We start from the raw sequence: 18,628 nt of genomic DNA on the forward strand, positions 1-18,628 counted from the left end.
ACTTTCGGCACTGAGCTTTTTCATTCGAATTTCCGGTTTGTCCGCTAGCTAGACATTGCTGTTCAGCGCAGCAAAATGCTGTTTTGAGCCAGAAGCGTTGATGAAGCAAGCCGTGCAAAGTGCCAAAATAGCCTGTTGCGCTTGATTCATTGTAAGGGATTCAGCTCGTGAGAAGTCTCGTTAAGTTTGGCATGGCCGGACTTCGACATAAGTTCTTTTCCGTTGACTCGTGGCTGTCCTGCCAGACATCGTTAAATCAAGTTTTAATTAGAGTGTCGTGTACCTGTCGGGTTCACGAGCCTGAGCATGGATGATAAGGACTGCATCGATCTGATTGACGTGTGTTATGGCGCTATTAGCTCGCCATCAGAATGGCAGAGATTCGTCGACCTTTTGACTGAAGCCCTAAATGCAGACGCTGGTGATTTCGTCATTGAGGATTACGCAAGCGGTGTAGCAGACCCACTGGGTTCAACAGGCTTCGATCCTACTTTGCGGTTGACGTATGATGAAGATTTTCTGGGCCACAACCCTTGGCTTTCTAAATTGCAGAAACTTCCGCGTTTTCAGGCCTTCTCGAATGATCATGAACCTTCGGACTTTGAACGCTCAGCCTATTTCAATGAGTGGGTGCGGCTGGCGTGCCCCCTTCGGGTGGTCCGGTTTAATTGTTAGTGCATCGTGGGCCTCTGGTCCATTGGAACGATGCTTTTGGGCGCGGGTGGGCGGTAACCCAATGCGCTGTGGGGTCTGACCGTGTTGTAGTGGACGCGCCATTGCTCGATCAGGATTTGAGCCTCGCGTAAGTTATAGAAGATTTCGCCGTTGAGTAGCTCGTCGCGGATGGAGTAGCCCCCTGAAAGTGGTCCACCAACTGGGATAGATTATCCCGCAAATTGGAGGATCAGCGATGGCTGGAAAACGAGAGAAGCCCGAAGAGATTGTTTCGAAGCTTCGACAGGTTGAAGTTCTGCAGGGGCAAGGCGCGACGATTGTCGAGGCAGTGCGCCAAATCGGCGTGACGCAACAGACGTTCTATCGATGGCGAAAGCTCTATGGCGGGATGCAGCGGTCTCAGCTTGCCCGTCTGAAAGAGCTGGAGAAAGAGAACCAAAGGCTGCGTCGAGCGGTGTCCGATTTGACCTTGGATAAGCTCATCCTGACGGAAGCCGCAAAGGGAAACTTCTGAGCCCTTCGCGTCGCCGGAAATGCGTCGACCATGTGCGGCAGGAGCTTGGCGTGTCTGAACGCCGCGCCTGCCGCGCACTTGGGCAGCATCGATCGACGCAGCGCAAGGTCCCCCAAGGCCGTGCTGATGAAGCGCGATTGACCGACGACATCATTGAGCTGGCCGACCAGTACGGGCGCTATGGGTATCGCATGGTCACTGGTTTGCTGAACAACGCTGGGTGGTGTGTGAATCATAAGCGGGTTGAACGGATATGGCGGCGTGAAGGGCTGAAGGTTCCACAGAAACAGAAGAAGAAAGGGCGGCTTTGGCTGAACGACGGATCATGCGTGCGTCTCAGGCCCGAACGACCGAACCACGTTTGGTCCTATGACTTCGTGCAGGATCGAACCGCTGATGGGCGCGTCTATCGAACGCTCAACATCATCGACGAATACACCAGGGAGGCGCTGATGATCCGCGTCGATCGCAAACTCAACTCAACCGATGTGCTGGATGCACTGACCGACCTGTTCATCCTGCGTGGCCCGCCGGAGTGGATAAGATCCGACAACGGACCAGAATTTATCGCTCAGAAGGTGCGAGACTGGATCGCCGCCGTCGGAGCAAAAACGGCCTACATCGAACCAGGGTCGCCTTGGGAGAATGGATATTGCGAAAGCTTCAACGCCCGTTTCCGCGACGAGCTACTCAACGGCGAAATCTTCTATACCTTACGCGAGGCTCAAATCCTGATCGAGCAATGGCGCGTCCACTACAGCACGGTCAGACCCCACAGCGCATTGGGTTACCGCCCACCCGCGCCCAAAAGCATCGTTCCAATGGACCAGAGGCCCACGATGCACTAACAATTAAACCGGACCACCCGAAGGGGGCACGCCAATCAGAGCTACCGGCAACTGCGCCATTCGGCAGCGTAGCCGTCTTGGATAACGTAAATTCCGTTGTCATGACGCATCAACATGACACGATGCGAGTATTTCTCACCTTCGCCAGAGCAGATTGCGTCGTATAGAACAGCATCCATACCGCGGACATTCGTTGGATTAGTCAATTTGCAGGCGTTCTCAACGCCCTGCAGGTAATCCTTCATTATCCCAACTGCACCAACGTCGGCTCCAATATCCTCCGCCTGGCATGACCACATCGCGAAGCTTTCAGAAGGCGCGTAAAGCCCGTCAAACGGTGTAGCGGACGCCGCTGCAGTAAATACCGCGATAGCCACGATATTCGCTCCGGTTCTTACAAACTGCATCTGTCTCGCTCTCAATTTTCGGTCGCGGCGCTAATGTTTTTGATTTTGGCATGGTAGAGCCGTTTCGTCACTGCGTTTGTGAAAAAGCGCAAGAACTGCCTTTTCTGCAAATGCTACGGGAAGCATGAATGGCCGGTTTGGTAAAACTGATGCGCGGATATCGAAGTTGTGGTTAAAGTCCGCAAAGGGCCGGTACTGAATGAAGTGTTTCTCACCACATTGTGTGGTATATTTTGTGGTATTAAAATTATTACATTGAATATAAAATATATATTTCAATTAAATATAAAATTACATTGGCGGACTTCGTTTCCGCCATCATATGTCTGATGTCAGACAGATGTCAGCGTATCGATTTGGATGCGATATCAGCTCTTCATTCTGTCTCTGTGCCGCCGCAAAATGGAGGCGGTGCCCTTGGCCAGAGTATGCCGTCGGGACAAACGCTTCAAAACCAGGCTCTCGCGTTTGCGGCTAGTGGTTATCCGGCAGAGCGAAAAGCAACGTCAGTGAGGCGGTCGCAAGCAGGACCGCTATGAAAAAAAGCCATTCGACGAACATGGTTTGGGAAAGCTTTGCGGCGGCCTTCGGGTTGCCCGAGATCATGTCGGGCACAATACGCAGTTTGTTCCACGCGCCCAAGGCCAATAATACGGCGACAAGGACAAGCTTTACGATGAGATCCAGCCCATAGGCCGTCGTAAACAGATTGCCCCAGGAGCCGACAAGCAGCCATCCCAAGGCGATTCCGGCCAGCAAAAGGACCGGAATGACCACAGTCGCAATCTGCCCGAACCGATGACCAAGCTGACCCGCCCGTGCGAGCTCTCCCGGGTTTCTGGCCAGCCGGTTCAGGGGCAGAAGGATGCCGATCCAGAAGGCGATGGCGGAAAGATGTGCCATCAGCAAGAGTTTTGGCCACAGGTCCTGGCCTTCTGACAGATGCCCGATCTGCGTGAAGGACCAGAGCGCCGTCAGGGCGCCCAGCCCGGCCAAACCCCATCCAGATCCCCCCAGTAATAGGCCGGTGAGCATCAGTACCCCACCGACTAATCTCATCTGCAGCGCAGTACCGACCTGTGTTTGCCACAACAGACCCAGCATGTCGGGATCGGTCAGGCCGGACATGTCGCCGGTAAGAGCGGCACCGCTCAGGCAAAAGCTGGCAAGTGCGGCTACAACACCAAGTAGAGCGCACAGCAGCGAAGACTTTCGCATGACGGGCAGAACCGAGGAGATTTCGGCTGCAAAGACGAACCGCGTCAGAACCAGGCCGCTGCTGGTCAGAATCCCAAAATACATCAGGGTTTTCGTAACGACCGCCGCAAACGACCAGATGTCGGGCACGGGTTACTCTACCTCGAAGGTGAACGTGCCCTGCATCGCGTGACCATCCATTCCCAGACCGCGCCATTCCACTTCATAGGAGCCTGCGCCCATCGGCTGCATGGGAAAAACGAACTCCGCTTCGAAGCCTTTGTAGTCGCCAAGGTTGATGGATTGTGTTTCTCCATTGGAATGGCGTGCCTTGACGGCGGTCAGGCGGAGCTTGTCGGTAAAGTTCAGCCCGATTTCGGCAGGAGCTTCGAGCAGGACAGCGCCGTCCAGGGGCGTCGTTTCCTGTATTGCGGAATGTGCCGTGGCAGCGAGTGGATAGAGCGCTAAAGCCATGAATAAAAACAAGTATTTCATATTCTACCCCTCACGAGTTCTTTTGGTCCGAGCAAAGGCGGGCAAGATATCCACGCGTTTGAGATGCTAGGCTAAACGTCTGGTTGGGTGGGTTGTCAAGCCTGGCTTTTTTACATTGCGATCCGAAACAGCACTCACAGCAATGTGTAGGCTATCGTGCCGCATGTGGCGAGTTGGCACTTGGTGCAAGTGGGGAAATTCGCTATGAGCAGGTCATGCGTCTTGTGAAACGGCTCATCGTTCAGGCAAGTTTGATTGCTGTTCTGCTCAGTATTTCGCTGAGTGGTCTCGGCATGGCACACGCCCATGAGGCGATCCCTCTTGATGGCCTGACGATGGATGCGTCTGCGCATGCAGCAGTGGATCACACAGGGCATGATATGGACGCTGCCGATCAGGGGCAGGCGCATGACGGCCACGCAAACTGTGCGATGATCGCCTGCTGCCACACCGGTGGAACTGCATCCCCATCCGTTCCGTCAATGACCGGTGCCATCACGTGCCAAAAGACTCTGTTTCCTGATCTGCCGCTAACCAGCGCCGAAACAGAGGCCGCCAAGAAACCTCCGAAACACTCCTGATCTTCTGACAAACGCCCGTAGCGACGGATCGCTCGGGGTTTTTTTTGCACGGCCCCTTGTGTGGCCGCGCTTCAAAGACAGGACGATAACATGCGTGGAAGATACGTAGCCTTGGCCATCCTGGCCCTCGGTGCAGGCATCGCCGGCGGGGTTTGGTACGAGCGTGAACGCAGCGCAATGGCGATGACCTCGGTCGATGCGGGCCCGCAAATCCTTTACTGGGTGGCCCCGATGGACCCCAATTTCCGCAAGGATGGGCCGGGTAAATCTCCGATGGGTATGGATCTGGTGCCGGTCTACGAGGGCGACGAACCTTCCGGAGATCCCGAAGAGGTCACCCTGAATGCCGCCGAGGTGAACACCATCGGTGTCCGCACCGCTGTGGCGCGTGTGCAGGACGTCGGGCAGCGTATCGAGACGGTGGGGTTCGTGGGGTATGACGAACACGCCACCAGCCATGTTCACACCCGCGTAGAGGGCTGGATCGAGCGGCTTGAAGTTCGCGCCGAGGGCGATCCGGTTGTACAAGGCGAATTGCTTTTTGATCTCTACGCGCCGGAGATCACCATTGCCAGCTCTGAACTGATCCGTGCGGTTCGGCGCAAGGATGCGGATGAGATTAATATCGCCCGCTCCAAGCTCCAGAATTTCGGGGTGAGCGAACGTCAGATCAACGAGATGGCGGAAGCCACGGTTCCGGCCAAACGCATCAGATATTACGCTCCTCAGGATGGCGTCGTTATCGGATTAGCGGCGGCGGATGGGATGTATCTTCAGCCGAACACCCGGGCCATGTCGCTGGGCGATCTGTCGTCGGTGTGGCTGCTCGTGGATGTGTTCGAGCGCGATATCGGGCGGCTCTCGCCTGATATGAGGGCCGAAGCCCGGTTCGAGCACATTCCCAACCGCATATTCACCGGAGAGATCGACTACATCTTTCCGGAACTGGACGGTGTGACGCGAACGCTGCGGGTGCGGCTGCGGTTCGACAATAGCGACCGCACCCTGAAACCCAACATGTTTGCCAATGTCGCCCTGCTGCCGCGCGCGACCCGTGAAGCGTTGACCGTCCCGTCCGAAGCTGTGATCCGTACTGGCAGGGCCGAACGCGTGATCCTGAAAACCAACGATGGAACGTTTCGCCCGCGTCTGGTCACCACCGGTCTGCGGGATGGATTTGGTGCTGATGGGCGCACGGTGATTGAACAGGGGCTTGCCCCGGGCGATGAGGTGGTCGCTTCGGCGCAGTTTTTGATCGACAGTGAAAGTGCGCTGAATGCGGGGATGCTGCGGTTTGCTCCGACAGAGGCAGAGCCGGTGGAGGCCAAGGGTATCCTGAGTTCCTTGGATCGCGAAACCCGAAGCGCGGTGATCCGGCATGACGCGATCCCGGCGCTCGACTGGCCCGCTCTGGAAACGGAATTCGCCATTCGCTCGGATGTCTATCTCGAGGAGTTGGCAGAAGGCGACGAGGTGCGTTTCAGCGTGTTCCGAGGGGCAGATGGCCTGCTGGCGCTCTCGGCGCTCGGTCTTGACGATGGGGTGGATGCCACCGGTACGGGCATGTTTCACGCCATCACCGATGACGGGAAGCTGAGCCTCAGCCACGACCCGATTCCGGCCCTTGGCTGGCCTGCGATGCAGATGGACATGCAGGTGTCCGGGATCGACCCGGCTGATATCCCGCTCAATACGGATGTGGAGTTTGACCTCGCCAAGGGAGAAGATGGGCTCTACGTCATTGTCGGCATACGGGCCGAAGGGGCCACCGCCATGGCGCAGCCGGAGCCGACGCCCCAGGCAGACCCGGAACCGGCGATGACAGTGGATGCCGCCCCGCCCATTGTGGTGGATGGGATCATCCGCTCCGTCGATGCCCAGGCGCGGCAGGCGATGATCGCGCATGGTCCCATCGCCGAGATCGGTATGCCCGGTATGATGATGGCGTTCGGTCTGGCCGAAGAAGTCGATCCGGCCTCTCTGCCCCTCGACGAAGATCTGTCGCTCACCTTTGCGCGTCCTGACGGCATGACAATGGTCCTGACCTCCTATGAGAGAAGGGCAAGGCCGATGAAAGTCATGGGAACCGTCAACAGCATCGACGCCGAAGCCGGGACGGCGAATGTCACGCACGGGCCAATCGCCGAAATCGGCATGCCGGGCATGACAATGGATTTCCCGCTGGATGAGGCGCTGGACCCGGCCTCTCTGCCGCTGGGAGAGGAAACCGGCCTTCTGCTCCTTCAGGGACAGGACATGTCGCTCACCCTGCAGGGGCTTTCGGAGGACGGGTCATGATCGCGGCCCTGATCCGATGGTCCATTGCCAACCGGTTTGTCGTGATTGTGTTGGCGATGATGCTTGCGGCCTCGGGGCTCTGGGCCGTCCGGACAACGCCGGTGGACGCCATCCCGGATCTGTCCGATGTGCAGGTGATCGTGAAAACCCCTTATGCCGGGCAAGCCCCTCAAGTGGTCGAAGATCAGGTGACCTATCCCATTGCCACGGCCATGCTGGCGGTCCCGGGCGCCGTGGATGTGCGGGGGTTCTCTTTCTTTGGCGACAGCTACGTCTATGTGGTGTTCGAAGACGGCACCGATCTCTATTGGGCGCGGTCGCGGGTGCTGGAGTATCTTGCGCAGGTGCAATCCCGGCTTCCGGCAGGCGTGAACCCCGAACTGGGGCCGGATGCCACGGGTGTAGGCTGGATTTATCAGTATGCCCTGATCGACCGCACTGGCGGGCATGATCTCTCGCAACTCCGGGCCATTCAGGATTGGTTCCTGAAATTCGAGTTGCAGACCATCGAAGGCGTGTCCGAAGTGGCCACCATCGGTGGCATGGTCAAGCAGTATCAGATTGTCGTCGATCCCAACAAACTGCGCGCCTTCGATATCCCTCTGTCCAAGCTTTTGTCCGCGATTGAAATGGCCAACCGCGAAACCGGCGGCAGTGTCATCGAAATGGCCGAGGCCGAATATATGGTGCGCGCCACGGGGTATGTGGACGGGCTCGATGATCTGGCGGCCATCCCCCTGATGGTGAACGAACGCGGCGCGGCGCTGACGCTTGGCGATGTGGCCGAAATCCGCCTTGGCCCCGAGATGCGGCGCGGCGTGGGCGAGTTTGACGGGCAAGGCGACGCCGTCGGGGCGGTCGTCATCATGCGCTGGGGGGAGAACGCCCTGACGACAATTCAGGCGGTGGAACAGAAACTGGACGAGTTGCGCGGCTCCCTGCCCGAAGGCGTTGAGATCGTCACCACCTATGACCGTTCAGGCGTGATCGAACGCGCCATCGACAACCTGCAAAAGAAACTGACGGAGGAGTTCATCGTCGTCATATTGGTCTGCGGTGCGTTTCTGCTGCACCTGCGCTCGTCGCTGGTGATCGTGTTGTTCCTGCCCTTGGGCGTATTGGCGGCTTTCGTCGTGATGCGCCTGCAGGGTGTGAATGCGAACATCATGTCGCTGGGCGGGATCGCCATTGCCATCGGGGCGATGGTGGATGCCGCCATCGTGATGATCGAGGCGATGCATCGCAAAATCGAAGACGGCAAGATCACCCGTGAAAACCGCTGGAAAGTGGTGGGAGAAGCGGCCTCCGAAGTGGGGCCGGCCCTGTTCTTCTCGCTGGCGATCATCACGGTCAGTTTCGTGCCGGTTTTTGTGCTGGAAGCGCAGGAAGGACGGCTTTTCAAACCGCTGGCCTTTACCAAGACCTATGCCATGGCGGCCGCTGCGATCCTGTCGGTGACGCTGGTTCCCGTACTGATGGGTTATTTCATCCGGGGCCGTATCATCGCCGAGCGGCGCAATCCGCTGAACGTGGTGTGTCAATGGCTCTATCGCCCGTTCCTTGACGCGGCCGTGGCCTGGCCCTGGGCCACGACGCTTCTGGCGGGCGTGTTGGTCGCCTCCATGTGGTATCCCGCGCAGCGCCTTGGCACTGAATTCATGCCCGCGCTGAACGAGGGCGATTTCCTCTATATGCCGTCGCTCTATCCCGGTGTGTCCATCGGCAAGGCGCGTGAGGTGCTGCAACAGACCAATCGTCTGATCAGCGAAGTCCCTGAGGTGGAGAATGTACACGGCAAGCTTGGCCGAGCCGACACAGCCACCGACCCGGCCCCGCTGACCATGATTGAAACGACCATCCAGCTCAAACCGCAGGAGGAATGGCGTCCGGGTATCACAATGGACGACATTCGAAACGAGTTGGACAGACGCGTGCAGGTGCCCGGTGTCACGAACGTGTGGATCCAGCCGATCAAGAACCGCATTGATATGCTCGCCACGGGCATCAAGACGCCGGTGGGGGTCAAGATATCCGGCGCTGATCTCGATGTGATCGAAGAGATCGCCATCGCGGTTGAACGCGCCGTGGCGGATATACCCGGCACCACGTCGGCCTATGCCGAGCGGCCCGTGGGCGGGCGCTATATCGAGATCGATATCGACCGCGCGGCGGCGGCGCGCTATGCGCTTTCGATCGCCGATGTGCAGCAGGTGGTGCAGACCGCCATCGGCGGACAGACCATTGCCGAAAGCGTCGAAGGGCTGGAACGGTTCCCGATCAACCTGCGCTATCCGCGCGATTGGCGCGACAGCCCGGAACGCATGGCCAATCTGCCGATGGTGACACCCTCGGGCGCGCATATACCACTCTCGGCCGTGGCCGAAATCAAGCTGGTGGATGGTCCCGGCATGATCCGCTCCGAGAATGCGCGCCGAACCGGTTTTGTTTTCATTGATATCGCAGGGCGCGACCTGGGGGGCTATGTCGCCGAGGCCCGCGCGCATGTGGCTCAAACCGTGGAATTGCCGCCCGGCTATGCGTTGTCGTGGTCAGGCCAATACGAATACATCGAACGGGTGCAGGAAAAACTGTCCATCGTCGCCCCGGCCACGTTGATGATCATCACCTTGATGCTGTTCCTGGCGTTTAACCGCGTCACGGAGGTGGCCATCATCTTGCTTGCCCTGCCCGTGGCTCTGGCGGGCGGCGTCTGGTTGATCTGGTATCTTGGCTTTGCCATCTCTGTCGCCGTTCTCGTGGGCTTCATTGCGCTCGCCGGTGTCGCTGTGGAGACGGCAATCGTGATGCTGCTCTATCTCAACCTGGCCTGGGAAAAACGCGTTAAGGCGGCACAGGAAGACGGACGAGAGCTGGTTCGGGACGATATCGAACAAGCCGTTTTCGAAGGTGCGCTTTTGCGCCTGCGGCCCAAACTGATGACCGTGGCCACAATCTTTGCCGGGCTGATCCCGATCATGTACGGCACCGGCACCGGGTCCGAGGTGATGCAGCGCATCGCCGCCCCGATGATCGGCGGCATGGCCACCGCCACGGTTCTGACGTTGTTTGTCATCCCGGCGATTTTCGTGATCTGGAAACGGCTCAGCCTGCGCAAGACAAATCGCCAGATGACGAAAGCCCCGTCGCAGAGGGCAATTCTCACACCGGGCGAGTAGCCCATTACGGATTTAATTCTCAAAGGAGGACACTATGCGCAACTCAATCTATTCTCTGGTGGCGACCGGTCTTTTGGCCACGAGCGCATTCGCGACCGATGACCATTCCGGGCATGCTGATCACTCTGGTCATGGCGCAATGCATGAAGGCGTGCAGGTTGAGGCCGTCATCCACACCATTGACGGAACCACGGTCAATCTCTCCCATGACCCGATCCCGGAAATCGGCTGGCCCGCAATGACAATGGACCTTCAGTTGTTGGAAGGCGCAGAGGTCAGCGATGTGGCCGAAGGTCAAGGCGCCCTGATCGTCCTGGAGAAAGGCGAGGATGGCATGTATGGCATCCGCGCCCTGATGCCCAAGGAGTAGGCCCAGGCTGTAGCCCCGCAATTTGGAACAGGGTCAGCCGGGGCGCAGACCGTCGGGGATGTTTGTGTTGATAGCGGCTCCCCTCGAACGCCGTCATTCCGTCAGCTTGAAGGGATGGCGGCCTCGCTCAAGGCTTGCGGGGGGCTCACGCGTCACCATCGTGCCGCCTTGTCTGCGTTCCCTGTCACCGTATCATGCCGCCAGGCGCGGTGCGGGTCTGCGCGCCATCAGCCCGGCAAGGGCCATGCCCGACAGGATGTGCCACATTCCCCAGAAGGCGGCCACGACCGCCATGCCGCCCAGACCATCGAAAAACCCGAAGATCAGGATCAGGCCAAGCCCTGAATTCTGAATGCCGGTTTCGATGGTGATGGCCCGGCGGTCAAAGGCAGAGAGCCCCGCAAGGGTCGCCGCTGAATAGCCACCTGCAAGCGAGAGGCCGTTATGCACGAAAACCAGAGCCGCCACGGCGGTGGCATACTGCAAAAAGAGCGACCAGTTGGCGGCAAGCGCCAGCACCACGAAAGCAATGAAGATTGCCATCGAAAGATATTGCAGCGGACGACGCAGGCGTGCGGTGATGTCGGGCCGGGTCGCGTTGAGCGCCATACCGAGACAGAGCGGCAGCACCAGCATCAGCCCTACCGTTACGGCCACCGACATCGGATCGATCGCCGTGTCCCGCAGGATCTGCCGGGTGGGTGCATAGAGACTGCCCCAGAAGGCGATATTGGCCGGTGTCAGGAAGATCGCCGCGACGGTCGAAAACGCGGTGAGCGAAACCGAAAGCGCAGCATTGCCGCCGGCGCGATGGGTGATGAAGTTGGAGATATTCCCACCCGGACAAGCCGCCACGAGAATGAGGCCCAGGGCGATAGAGGGTTGCGGGCGGGTCAGCAGCACAAGGCAGAAGGTGAGGGCGGGCAAAAGCACGAACTGAGAAAAGAGCCCCACAAGTACCGGTTTGGGCGACTGGACGAGGCGCTTGAAATCGCTTGGTTTCAGTTCCAGCGCAATCGAGAACATCACCACCGCCAGCACCATGTTGAGCACCGTCAGGCTGGTTGGTGAGAAATTCAGGATGACGGCATCAATCTCCGCCGCCGTTGCACTGCTCATCGGTCCCCCTGTTCCGCCCCGGCCTCCGCCTCAGCGCCGACTTTGGCGCAGCTTCTGCCGCAAGTCCATGAAAACCCGAGGGCCGCAATGACCTGGTGCAGACCGTGGGGAGCCGTGCTAGCGTGACGCCAGAGGCAGGTAAAGGCGCTGGGCTGAGAGTGGGCAGGCAGGCAAAAGACGACCCGTTGGACGAGCTGTTGCGCGCGCGGCTGCGTATCCCTGAAGGCTCGGATATTCGGCTGAAGCTGTTGCGCTGGACGATGCAGGCGGTGGATGCGCTGAACAGGGGGCTGACCGGGCAGGCGTTCTTTGCGTTGCGCGAAACACGCGACATCCTGCTGGAGCTCGATGGGCGCACCGGGCCGGATCTGATCGAGGCGCTTCTGCGGATGAATGGCGGCACGACAATCACGGCGCATGGGTTGGAGCACATCCCGGGCAGGGGGGCTGTGGTGATCGGATCGACCCATCCGATCGGCACGTTCGACTTTATCGCCCATGCCGGCGCGTTGCTGGATCACCGGCCTGACCTGAAGGTGGTTGCCGGACGTGAGACCGAGCGTTTCCTCGGTCCGGAGCGGATCATTGCCGTGGATTTCAACCGCCAGGAAAAGGTCATGACCGCGCGGCAGACCATCGACGGGATGCAGGCACATCTGGAAACGGGCGGGGCGCTTCTGGTTTTTGGTTCGGGCAAGGTGCCGCGGATGGATCGCGGGCTTCTGGTGGAGCCGCCCTGGCGGACAGGCGTGACCCGCGTCTCGGCCGCCTGCAATGCGCCCATTGTTCCGGCCTCGGCGGATATGCGAAATTCGCGACACTATTATCGGACAAGGCGCCTGATGGGGCTGTTGAGCGGCGGCAATGACGAGTTTGGCCGCAAGGTCGCCTCTTTGCGCTATGTGTCCGAGCTGATCGCCAAACTGGGAGGCTCCTACGCGGTGCATTACGGCCCGGCGCAGCCGCCCGGCACTGCACCGGAACGGCTCAAGGAGCTGTCCGAAGGATTGGTGCCGGGGCTTTACCGACCGGGCTGAGGCGGCTCAGGGCTTGAGCTGTGCTTTCATCCGGGCCTCGGGAAAACAGGTGGCTTGCTGGCCAGTGGCCTCCTGCCAGCGCCCGATGGAACGGCGGGTCTTGTAACCGGGCAGGCCGTCCACCCCACCCACGTCATGCCCCATGCGCACCAGAGCCTGCTGCATCCGCGCCACGTCAGAGCGCAAGAGCCCGCCCACCTTGCCCCACCCGGCGGAAAAGGAGGGAGAGCCGAACTGAATCCGATCCCCCACATGGCCCACAAAAAGCGCATAGAGGTCGGACGTGTTATACTCTTTCAGCACATAGAAATTGGGCGTGACGATAAAGGCCGGTCCGTTGCGGCCCGCGGGCATCATCAGGTACCCCTCGCCGCGCAGCTCATGATCGGGAAAGGGTTTGCCGGAAACCCGGGTGATCCCCATCCTGGTCCAGTCGCGGATCTTGCGGCCCTGGTCCGGCCCTTCCAGAGAGCAAGAGACCGAGGCGGGCACCGTCACTTCAAATCCCCAGTCGCGTCCACTCACCCAGCCATGCCGGGCCAGGTAATTGCCAATGGAGGCGATCGTATCGGCCTCAGATCGCCAGATATCGGCACGGCGGTCGCCGTCGCCATCGGTGGCATATTCGAGGAATGACGACGGCATGAATTGCGGCTGCCCCAGCGCCCCGGCCCAGCTGCTTTTCATCGCGCGGCCGGGGGCGTGCCCTGACTGAGCGATTTGCAGGGCGGCGATCAACTCATCGGTGAAATAGGCCGCGCGGGTGCTCATGAACCCCTTTGTGCCGAGAACCTCGAAAACATCATGCGGGATATCGACGCGGCCATACCCGCTCTCGCGGCCCCAGATGGCGAGGATGATCCGCCCCGGCACGCCGGTTTTGCGTTCGGTATCCGCCAGCGCTTTGGCGTGGCGCTTGGCCATCTGGCGGCCCGTGCTTGTGGCCCCGTTGACCGAACCTGCGTTGAAGTACTTGCCCGGGCTTCCGAACTCGGCCTGAAGCTGCTTTCGGTTTGCCTTGGGTTGCGTTCCCGGTGGCACCAGATCGGGCAGTTTCCAGTTGAGCGTCACGCCGTTGAAGGCCGCATCGAATGTGGCGCGCTTCACCCCCTTGGCACGGGCGCGTGGCCAGATGGTCTGTTCCAGCCAGGTCTGGAACTGCCGTTCAACCGAAGCCTTGTTTTGCGCTTCGGCAGGCAGGGTGATGCACAGCATCAAACACGCGACCAGAAAGAGTAAACTACGCATATGTAATGAACCTAAGCCAAGGACGCATCCTGACATATGATCCGCTCTGGTCACAGAGGTCAACAATGCGCAGAGGCAGGCTTGATCGGCAGAGGTCGGGGGGCTATCGCAGGATCAGAGGCAAGGCAGCGGGGCGGGCATGACAAAGGTTTTCATCACTGGCAGCGCAGGGTTCATCGGCTTTCACCTGGCGCAGCTCTTGTTGCGCGAGGGGATGCAGGTCTGTGGCGTGGACGGGATGACCGACTATTATGACGTCACGCTGAAAAAGAAACGCCACCAGATGCTGTTGCAGCATGACGGTTTTGCGGCGCATGAAGTGATGCTGGAGGACGCAGAACGGCTCGATGCGATTGCCGATGCATTCCAGCCCGACATCATCGTGCATCTCGCGGCGCAGGCCGGGGTGCGGTACAGCCTGGAAAATCCGCGCGCCTATATCGAGGCCAATGTCGTGGGCACGTTCAACGTGATGGAGATTGCCCGGCGGTATGCGGTGAAGCACCTTCTGATGGCCTCCACCTCATCGGTTTACGGCGCCAATACCCAGATGCCCTATGCCGAGACCCACAAGGCCGACAGCCCGATGACCATCTACGCCGCGACAAAGAAGGCGACCGAGGCGATGGGCCATTCCTATGCCCATCTGTGGAACCTGCCGACAACCATGTTCCGGTTCTTCACCGTCTACGGTCCCTGGGGTCGGCCGGATATGGCGCTGTTCAAGTTTGTTGACGCGATGCTCGATGGGCGCGAGGTGGATATCTATAACAACGGCGAGATGTACCGCGACTTCACTTACATCGACGATCTTGTGCGCGGCATCCGCCTGTTGATGGACGCGGTCCCGGTGCGGCCTGATAGCGAAGAGGACATCGCCGAGGGGGATAGCCTGAGCCATGTTGCCCCTTACCGCGTCGTCAATATCGGCAATTCGGACACGGTGAAGCTGATTGATTTCGTCGATGCGATCGAGGCGGAGCTGGGCGTCGAGGCGCGGCGCAACTACATGCCGATGCAAAAGGGCGATGTGCCTGCGACCTGGGCGGATGCGAGCCTTTTGCAGTCGCTCACCGGCTACCGGCCACAAACCGATGTGCGGGACGGGATCGCGCAATTCGTGGCCTGGTTCCGGGACTATTATCAGAAGTGACGTCCGGCAAAGGATGTTTCAGGGTCCTGCCTGGGGGTTGCCGGGCAATGATCCGCACCGGTCAGGCCGATGTCTTCCAACAGATGCGGTGATGTCTCGGCTAGCCGGCTCAGATGGTTTTGAAAATGGCGTTCCTCTTCTGTCAGAGGTTTAGTTTTCCTGATCAGTGAGCGCAGGGCGTCCATCCAGCGGATGCCAGGGCTGTTGTCGGAAAGGGCGGGTGATAATAGCATTCTTCAACCTTTCAGCTTGTATGGCTTCTGTTGGGATATGAATAATGCTGTGCCTGCATTGCGCGCAAACCAAGTTATCTGCTATCAAGGGGTAAATAAACTGATCCTTTTGCCTTCATGCCCAAGCTACCACCTCTCAATGCATTGCGCGCCTTCGAAGCGGCGGCGCGTCACAACGGGTTCGTCGGGGCCTCGGAAGAGCTGAACGTGACACGCGGGGCAATCAGCCGCCATGTCAAACTGCTGGAGGAGCATCTGGGCACGGCGCTGTTTCGGCGGCACGCGAAAGGCGTGGAACTGACCGGAGCAGGGCGGCAGTTCCTCCCGGTGTTGACCGACGCCTTCGACACGATCACCCGCGAGGCCGCGCGCCTGAAATCGGATACGCAAAGCCTGCGCGTGCTCTGCCCGCCGGCAACCTCGATCCGGTGGCTTATTCCCAATCTCGACGATTTCCGACGCCGTCACCCTGAGATCGACCTGCGCCTGACCACGGATTTCTTCCGCTCGTCGCAATTCGAAACAGGCGAGTTCGACATCAGTTTTTCCGTCGAACACTGGCCGCGACAGCGCGAGGGGTTGACTGTTGTGCCGCTCTTTCCGGTCATGCTCACCCCAGCTTGTGCGCCGCGTTTGGCTGAAGGAGAAGTGCCCCTCAGAACGCCGCAGGATTTGACGCGGCACACGCTTTTGCACGAAACGCCTTGGCGGCACGATTGGGAGGCCTGGCTTTCGGCCTTCCCGGTGCCGGGTCTCAGCAAGGCATCTGGTGACGATTTTCCCAATCTCGACATGGCGGTGAAAGCGGCCCTGATGGGCGCGGGCGTGGTGATGAGCGATCTTGTACTGTGCCGCGAGGAGTTGCAGGCCGGTTTGCTGATACGCCCATTTCCGGATCTGGCATGCCCCTCTCCGCTGGGGGATACCTGTCTGCTGGTGCATGACACTCTGCTTGATACGCCCAAAGTGGCGGCGTTCGTGGAATGGGCGCGCGAAACAGGCAGGCGCTCGGCGATCGCCTCAGGGCTTGGAGGTGGGGCCGAGAAAGCGCGTTAGAGCCCTTCGAACTCACACAAGGTGTGCACATCCATCCCCATGGCCTCGATCCGTTTGCGCCCGCCAAGCTCGGGCAGGTCCACAACGAAGGCACAGCCGATGATCCGGCCGCCCAGCCGCTCGATCAGCTTGATCCCGGCCTCTGCGGTGCCACCGGTGGCCAGAAGGTCATCGACAAGCAGGATGTTCTCGCCCGCGCTGATCGCGTCGTCATGCAGTTCGACGACGGCCTCGCCATATTCCAGCGTGTATTCCTCGGAAATCACCGCACCGGGCAGCTTGCCTTTCTTGCGGATCGGCACAAACCCGACGCTGAGCTGGTGTGCGATGGCCCCGCCCAGGATGAAGCCGCGCGCCTCAAGGCCCACCACCTTGTCGATCCGCTCGCCCACATAGGGGTGCAGAAGCTGGTCGATCGCCAGCCGGAAACCGCGCGGGTCGGCAAAGAGCGTGGTCACATCGCGAAACAGGATACCCTCATGCGGGAAGTCGACGATGGTGCGGATATAGTCCTTCACGGTCTTGCTGCTTGGCATGCTGGCCCCCTTGCGCTGACATGACAGCTTTGGCGGATGCGCGGGCGTGGATCAAGCCTCAGGCGCTGCGACGAAGCGTAGCCGTGAGCACGCCCATGGCGACAAGCGCCGCACCACCCGCGCGGGTGAGCCAGGTGATCACGCCCGGGCGGCGGATGGTCTGGCGCAGCCGGTCGGCGGCCAGCGCATAGGCCAGCGCGTTGATCGCGGCGAGCCCCACGAATGTCGCGGTCAGGATGGCGAATTGCGGCAGGAGCGGCGCATCGAGACGCACGAATTGCGGCACGAAGGCGATGAAGAACGCAATGGATTTGGGGTTGAGCGCCGTCACGGTGGCGGCGTGGAAAAAGACATGGCGTGCATTGGCGTCGGGCGTCGCCTGTGCCTCCAGCCCAGAGGCGGCGGGGGCTCGCAGCAGTTTGATCCCGAGCCAGATAAGATACACCGCCCCGATCCATTTCAGCGCGGTAAAGAGCATGGCCGAGGTCAGCACCAGCGCGCCCAGACCCGCAAGCGAGGCGCTCATGGCGATAAGGTCTCCCAGCGCCACGCCGGTGGCCGAGGCCACGGCGACGCGTTTGCCCTGGCTCAGGGCGTAACTCAGCACAAGCAGGACCGTCGGGCCAGGGATGAGCAGCAAGGCGGTGGAGGCGGCGACGAAGGCAAGCCAGAGGTCGAAGGGCATGGGCGGTCTTTCAATCTGTTGCGTGGAGTTTGTGATCCACCACTTGTTATCCGTGCCCAAGCACGCGCCCGGCCACGGCGTCAAGTTTGGCGACAAGACCGGCGTCACGGGCGTCCGGGGCGGTGAGAATGGCAAAGTCCAGCGCGCGGTCGCAACCATGCGGGCAGGGCGCGCGATCGGGACCAAGCAGCGCAGGCAGGCGGGAGACCAGCGCACGCGCCTTGTCAGCATTGCCGGTGAGGGTTTCGATGATCGCGGTGATGTCTACCTCGCCATGCTGCGGGTGCCAGCTGTCATAATCGGTGATCATGGCAACGGAGGCATAACAGAGCTCGGCCTCGCGGGCGAGCTTGGCCTCGGGCATGTTGGTCATGCCGATCACGTCACAGCCCCAGACCTCTCGATACATCTTCGATTCGGCCAGGGTCGAAAACTGCGGGCCCTCCATGGCCAGGTAGGTGCCGCCGCGATGCACTGTCACGCCCGCTGAACGCGCCGCGGTTTCGCAGGCATCGCCAAGGCGCGGACAGGTCGGATGCGCGAGGCTCACATGACCGACGCAACCGGTTCCGAAAAAGCTCTTCTCACGGGCGAATGTTCGGTCAATGAACTGATCCACAACGACAAAATCACCCGGCGCCATCTCCTCGCGAAACGATCCGCAGGCCGAGACGCTGATCACATCCGTGACGCCCAATCGCTTGAGCGCGTCGATATTGGCGCGATACGGCACCGTGGTGGGAGAATGCACATGCCCGCGCCCGTGCCGGGGCAGGAACGCCATGGGCATACCCTCCAGCTTGCCGGTCAGGATTTGATCCGACGGCGCGCCCCAGGGGCTGTCGACGCTGATCCATTCTGCACCGCTCAACCCGTCGATCTGATACACACCAGACCCGCCGATCACCCCGATCATGGTTTGGCTCATATTCGCCTCCGCCGTTCCATTCGCCTCACGTTACGGGGCAGGGACGGAAATGGGAATGCCCCAGCGGCATCT

Annotated in this window: 18 protein-coding genes and 1 pseudogene; 9 read left to right on the forward strand and 10 right to left on the reverse strand. The window is 60.0% G+C overall.

Annotation, left to right across the window (positions count from 1 at the left end):
- Nucleotides 1–306 precede the first annotated feature (306 nt).
- Nucleotides 307–675 carry a hypothetical protein gene (locus EI983_RS04035; protein ID WP_157706120.1) on the forward strand — a complete coding sequence of 123 codons (369 nt, stop codon included), beginning with the start codon at nucleotides 307–309 and terminating at the stop codon, nucleotides 673–675.
- Here EI983_RS04035 and EI983_RS04040 read toward each other — a convergent pair.
- Nucleotides 672–848: pseudogene (locus tag EI983_RS04040) on the reverse strand (integrase core domain-containing protein); the annotation flags it as partial. The gene EI983_RS04035 and the pseudogene EI983_RS04040 overlap by 4 nt on opposite strands.
- Before the next feature lie 62 nt (nucleotides 849–910).
- On the opposite strand from EI983_RS04040, the gene EI983_RS04045 reads away from it, so the two are divergent.
- Nucleotides 911–2,037 (forward strand): IS3 family transposase gene (locus EI983_RS04045; RefSeq protein WP_157705713.1). Its coding sequence is split into 2 segments (ribosomal slippage): nucleotides 911–1,175 and nucleotides 1,175–2,037, totalling 1,128 coding nucleotides; the frame shifts between segments, so codons are not numbered across the junction.
- Between the two features lie 41 nt (nucleotides 2,038–2,078).
- Here the strand turns inward: EI983_RS04045 and EI983_RS04050 are convergent.
- The 3 genes from EI983_RS04050 to EI983_RS04060 all read right to left on the reverse strand — a co-directional run bounded on the left by EI983_RS04050 (nucleotide 2,079) and on the right by EI983_RS04060 (nucleotide 4,136).
- Nucleotides 2,079–2,444, reverse strand: coding sequence for a hypothetical protein (locus tag EI983_RS04050; RefSeq protein ID WP_157706121.1), 366 nt, complete (start codon nucleotides 2,442–2,444; stop codon nucleotides 2,079–2,081).
- 474 nt (nucleotides 2,445–2,918) lie between these two features.
- Nucleotides 2,919–3,791, reverse strand: a complete 873-nt coding sequence (locus tag EI983_RS04055) for a copper resistance D family protein (RefSeq protein WP_157706122.1) — start codon at nucleotides 3,789–3,791, stop codon at nucleotides 2,919–2,921.
- Between the two features lie 3 nt (nucleotides 3,792–3,794).
- Nucleotides 3,795–4,136 (reverse strand): copper resistance CopC family protein, encoded by a 342-nt coding sequence (locus tag EI983_RS04060; RefSeq protein WP_157706123.1) that lies wholly within the window; start codon nucleotides 4,134–4,136, stop codon nucleotides 3,795–3,797.
- Between the two features lie 215 nt (nucleotides 4,137–4,351).
- Between EI983_RS04060 and EI983_RS04065 the strand changes: the two genes are divergently transcribed.
- From EI983_RS04065 to EI983_RS04080, 4 genes are all read left to right on the forward strand, one after another.
- Nucleotides 4,352–4,717, forward strand: coding sequence for a hypothetical protein (locus EI983_RS04065; protein ID WP_198389375.1), 366 nt, complete (start codon nucleotides 4,352–4,354; stop codon nucleotides 4,715–4,717).
- Between the two features lie 90 nt (nucleotides 4,718–4,807).
- Nucleotides 4,808–7,015 (forward strand): efflux RND transporter periplasmic adaptor subunit, encoded by a 2,208-nt coding sequence (locus EI983_RS04070; protein WP_157706125.1) that lies wholly within the window; start codon nucleotides 4,808–4,810, stop codon nucleotides 7,013–7,015.
- The gene (locus EI983_RS04075; protein ID WP_157706126.1) at nucleotides 7,012–10,191 is read left to right on the forward strand and encodes an efflux RND transporter permease subunit; all 3,180 of its coding nucleotides are present in this window, start codon (nucleotides 7,012–7,014) and stop codon (nucleotides 10,189–10,191) included. The genes EI983_RS04070 and EI983_RS04075 overlap by 4 nt, the downstream gene beginning before the upstream one ends.
- A 34-nt stretch (nucleotides 10,192–10,225) precedes the next feature.
- Nucleotides 10,226–10,561 carry a copper-binding protein gene (locus tag EI983_RS04080; RefSeq protein ID WP_157706127.1) on the forward strand — a complete coding sequence of 112 codons (336 nt, stop codon included), beginning with the start codon at nucleotides 10,226–10,228 and terminating at the stop codon, nucleotides 10,559–10,561.
- 192 nt (nucleotides 10,562–10,753) lie between these two features.
- Here the strand turns inward: EI983_RS04080 and EI983_RS04085 are convergent, their stop codons facing one another.
- On the reverse strand, nucleotides 10,754–11,680 hold the full coding sequence (locus EI983_RS04085) for a bile acid:sodium symporter family protein (RefSeq protein WP_157706128.1): 927 nt from the start codon (nucleotides 11,678–11,680) through the stop codon (nucleotides 10,754–10,756).
- A gap of 185 nt (nucleotides 11,681–11,865) precedes the next feature.
- On the opposite strand from EI983_RS04085, the gene EI983_RS04090 reads away from it, so the two are divergent.
- Nucleotides 11,866–12,717, forward strand: a complete 852-nt coding sequence (locus tag EI983_RS04090) for a 1-acyl-sn-glycerol-3-phosphate acyltransferase (protein WP_157706129.1) — start codon at nucleotides 11,866–11,868, stop codon at nucleotides 12,715–12,717.
- 6 nt (nucleotides 12,718–12,723) lie between these two features.
- Here the strand turns inward: EI983_RS04090 and EI983_RS04095 are convergent, their stop codons facing one another.
- Nucleotides 12,724–13,965, reverse strand: coding sequence for a lytic murein transglycosylase (locus EI983_RS04095; RefSeq protein WP_157706130.1), 1,242 nt, complete (start codon nucleotides 13,963–13,965; stop codon nucleotides 12,724–12,726).
- 139 nt (nucleotides 13,966–14,104) lie between these two features.
- Between EI983_RS04095 and EI983_RS04100 the strand changes: the two genes are divergently transcribed.
- Nucleotides 14,105–15,118, forward strand: coding sequence for an NAD-dependent epimerase/dehydratase family protein (locus EI983_RS04100; protein WP_157706131.1), 1,014 nt, complete (start codon nucleotides 14,105–14,107; stop codon nucleotides 15,116–15,118).
- Here the strand turns inward: EI983_RS04100 and EI983_RS04105 are convergent.
- The gene (locus EI983_RS04105) at nucleotides 15,109–15,351 is read right to left on the reverse strand and encodes a hypothetical protein (protein ID WP_157706132.1); all 243 of its coding nucleotides are present in this window, start codon (nucleotides 15,349–15,351) and stop codon (nucleotides 15,109–15,111) included. The two genes, EI983_RS04100 and EI983_RS04105, sit on opposite strands and share 10 nt — an antisense overlap.
- A 117-nt stretch (nucleotides 15,352–15,468) precedes the next feature.
- On the opposite strand from EI983_RS04105, the gene EI983_RS04110 reads away from it, so the two are divergent.
- Complete coding sequence (locus tag EI983_RS04110; protein ID WP_157706133.1) at nucleotides 15,469–16,407, forward strand: LysR substrate-binding domain-containing protein; 939 nt, start codon at nucleotides 15,469–15,471, stop codon at nucleotides 16,405–16,407.
- Here EI983_RS04110 and EI983_RS04115 read toward each other — a convergent pair.
- Genes EI983_RS04115 through EI983_RS04125 form a run of 3 tightly spaced genes read right to left on the reverse strand, consistent with a single transcriptional unit; the run spans nucleotide 16,404 to nucleotide 18,556 of the window.
- Nucleotides 16,404–16,943 (reverse strand): adenine phosphoribosyltransferase, encoded by a 540-nt coding sequence (locus tag EI983_RS04115; RefSeq protein WP_157706134.1) that lies wholly within the window; start codon nucleotides 16,941–16,943, stop codon nucleotides 16,404–16,406. The two genes, EI983_RS04110 and EI983_RS04115, sit on opposite strands and share 4 nt — an antisense overlap.
- Nucleotides 16,944–17,001: 58 nt before the next feature.
- Nucleotides 17,002–17,628 carry a LysE family translocator gene (locus tag EI983_RS04120; RefSeq protein WP_157706135.1) on the reverse strand — a complete coding sequence of 209 codons (627 nt, stop codon included), beginning with the start codon at nucleotides 17,626–17,628 and terminating at the stop codon, nucleotides 17,002–17,004.
- 46 nt (nucleotides 17,629–17,674) lie between these two features.
- On the reverse strand, nucleotides 17,675–18,556 hold the full coding sequence (locus EI983_RS04125; protein ID WP_157706136.1) for an S-methyl-5'-thioadenosine phosphorylase: 882 nt from the start codon (nucleotides 18,554–18,556) through the stop codon (nucleotides 17,675–17,677).
- Between the last annotated feature and the right edge of the window lie 72 nt (nucleotides 18,557–18,628).

This window comes from Roseovarius faecimaris (assembly GCF_009762325.1).
Lineage (GTDB): Bacteria > Pseudomonadota > Alphaproteobacteria > Rhodobacterales > Rhodobacteraceae > Roseovarius > Roseovarius faecimaris.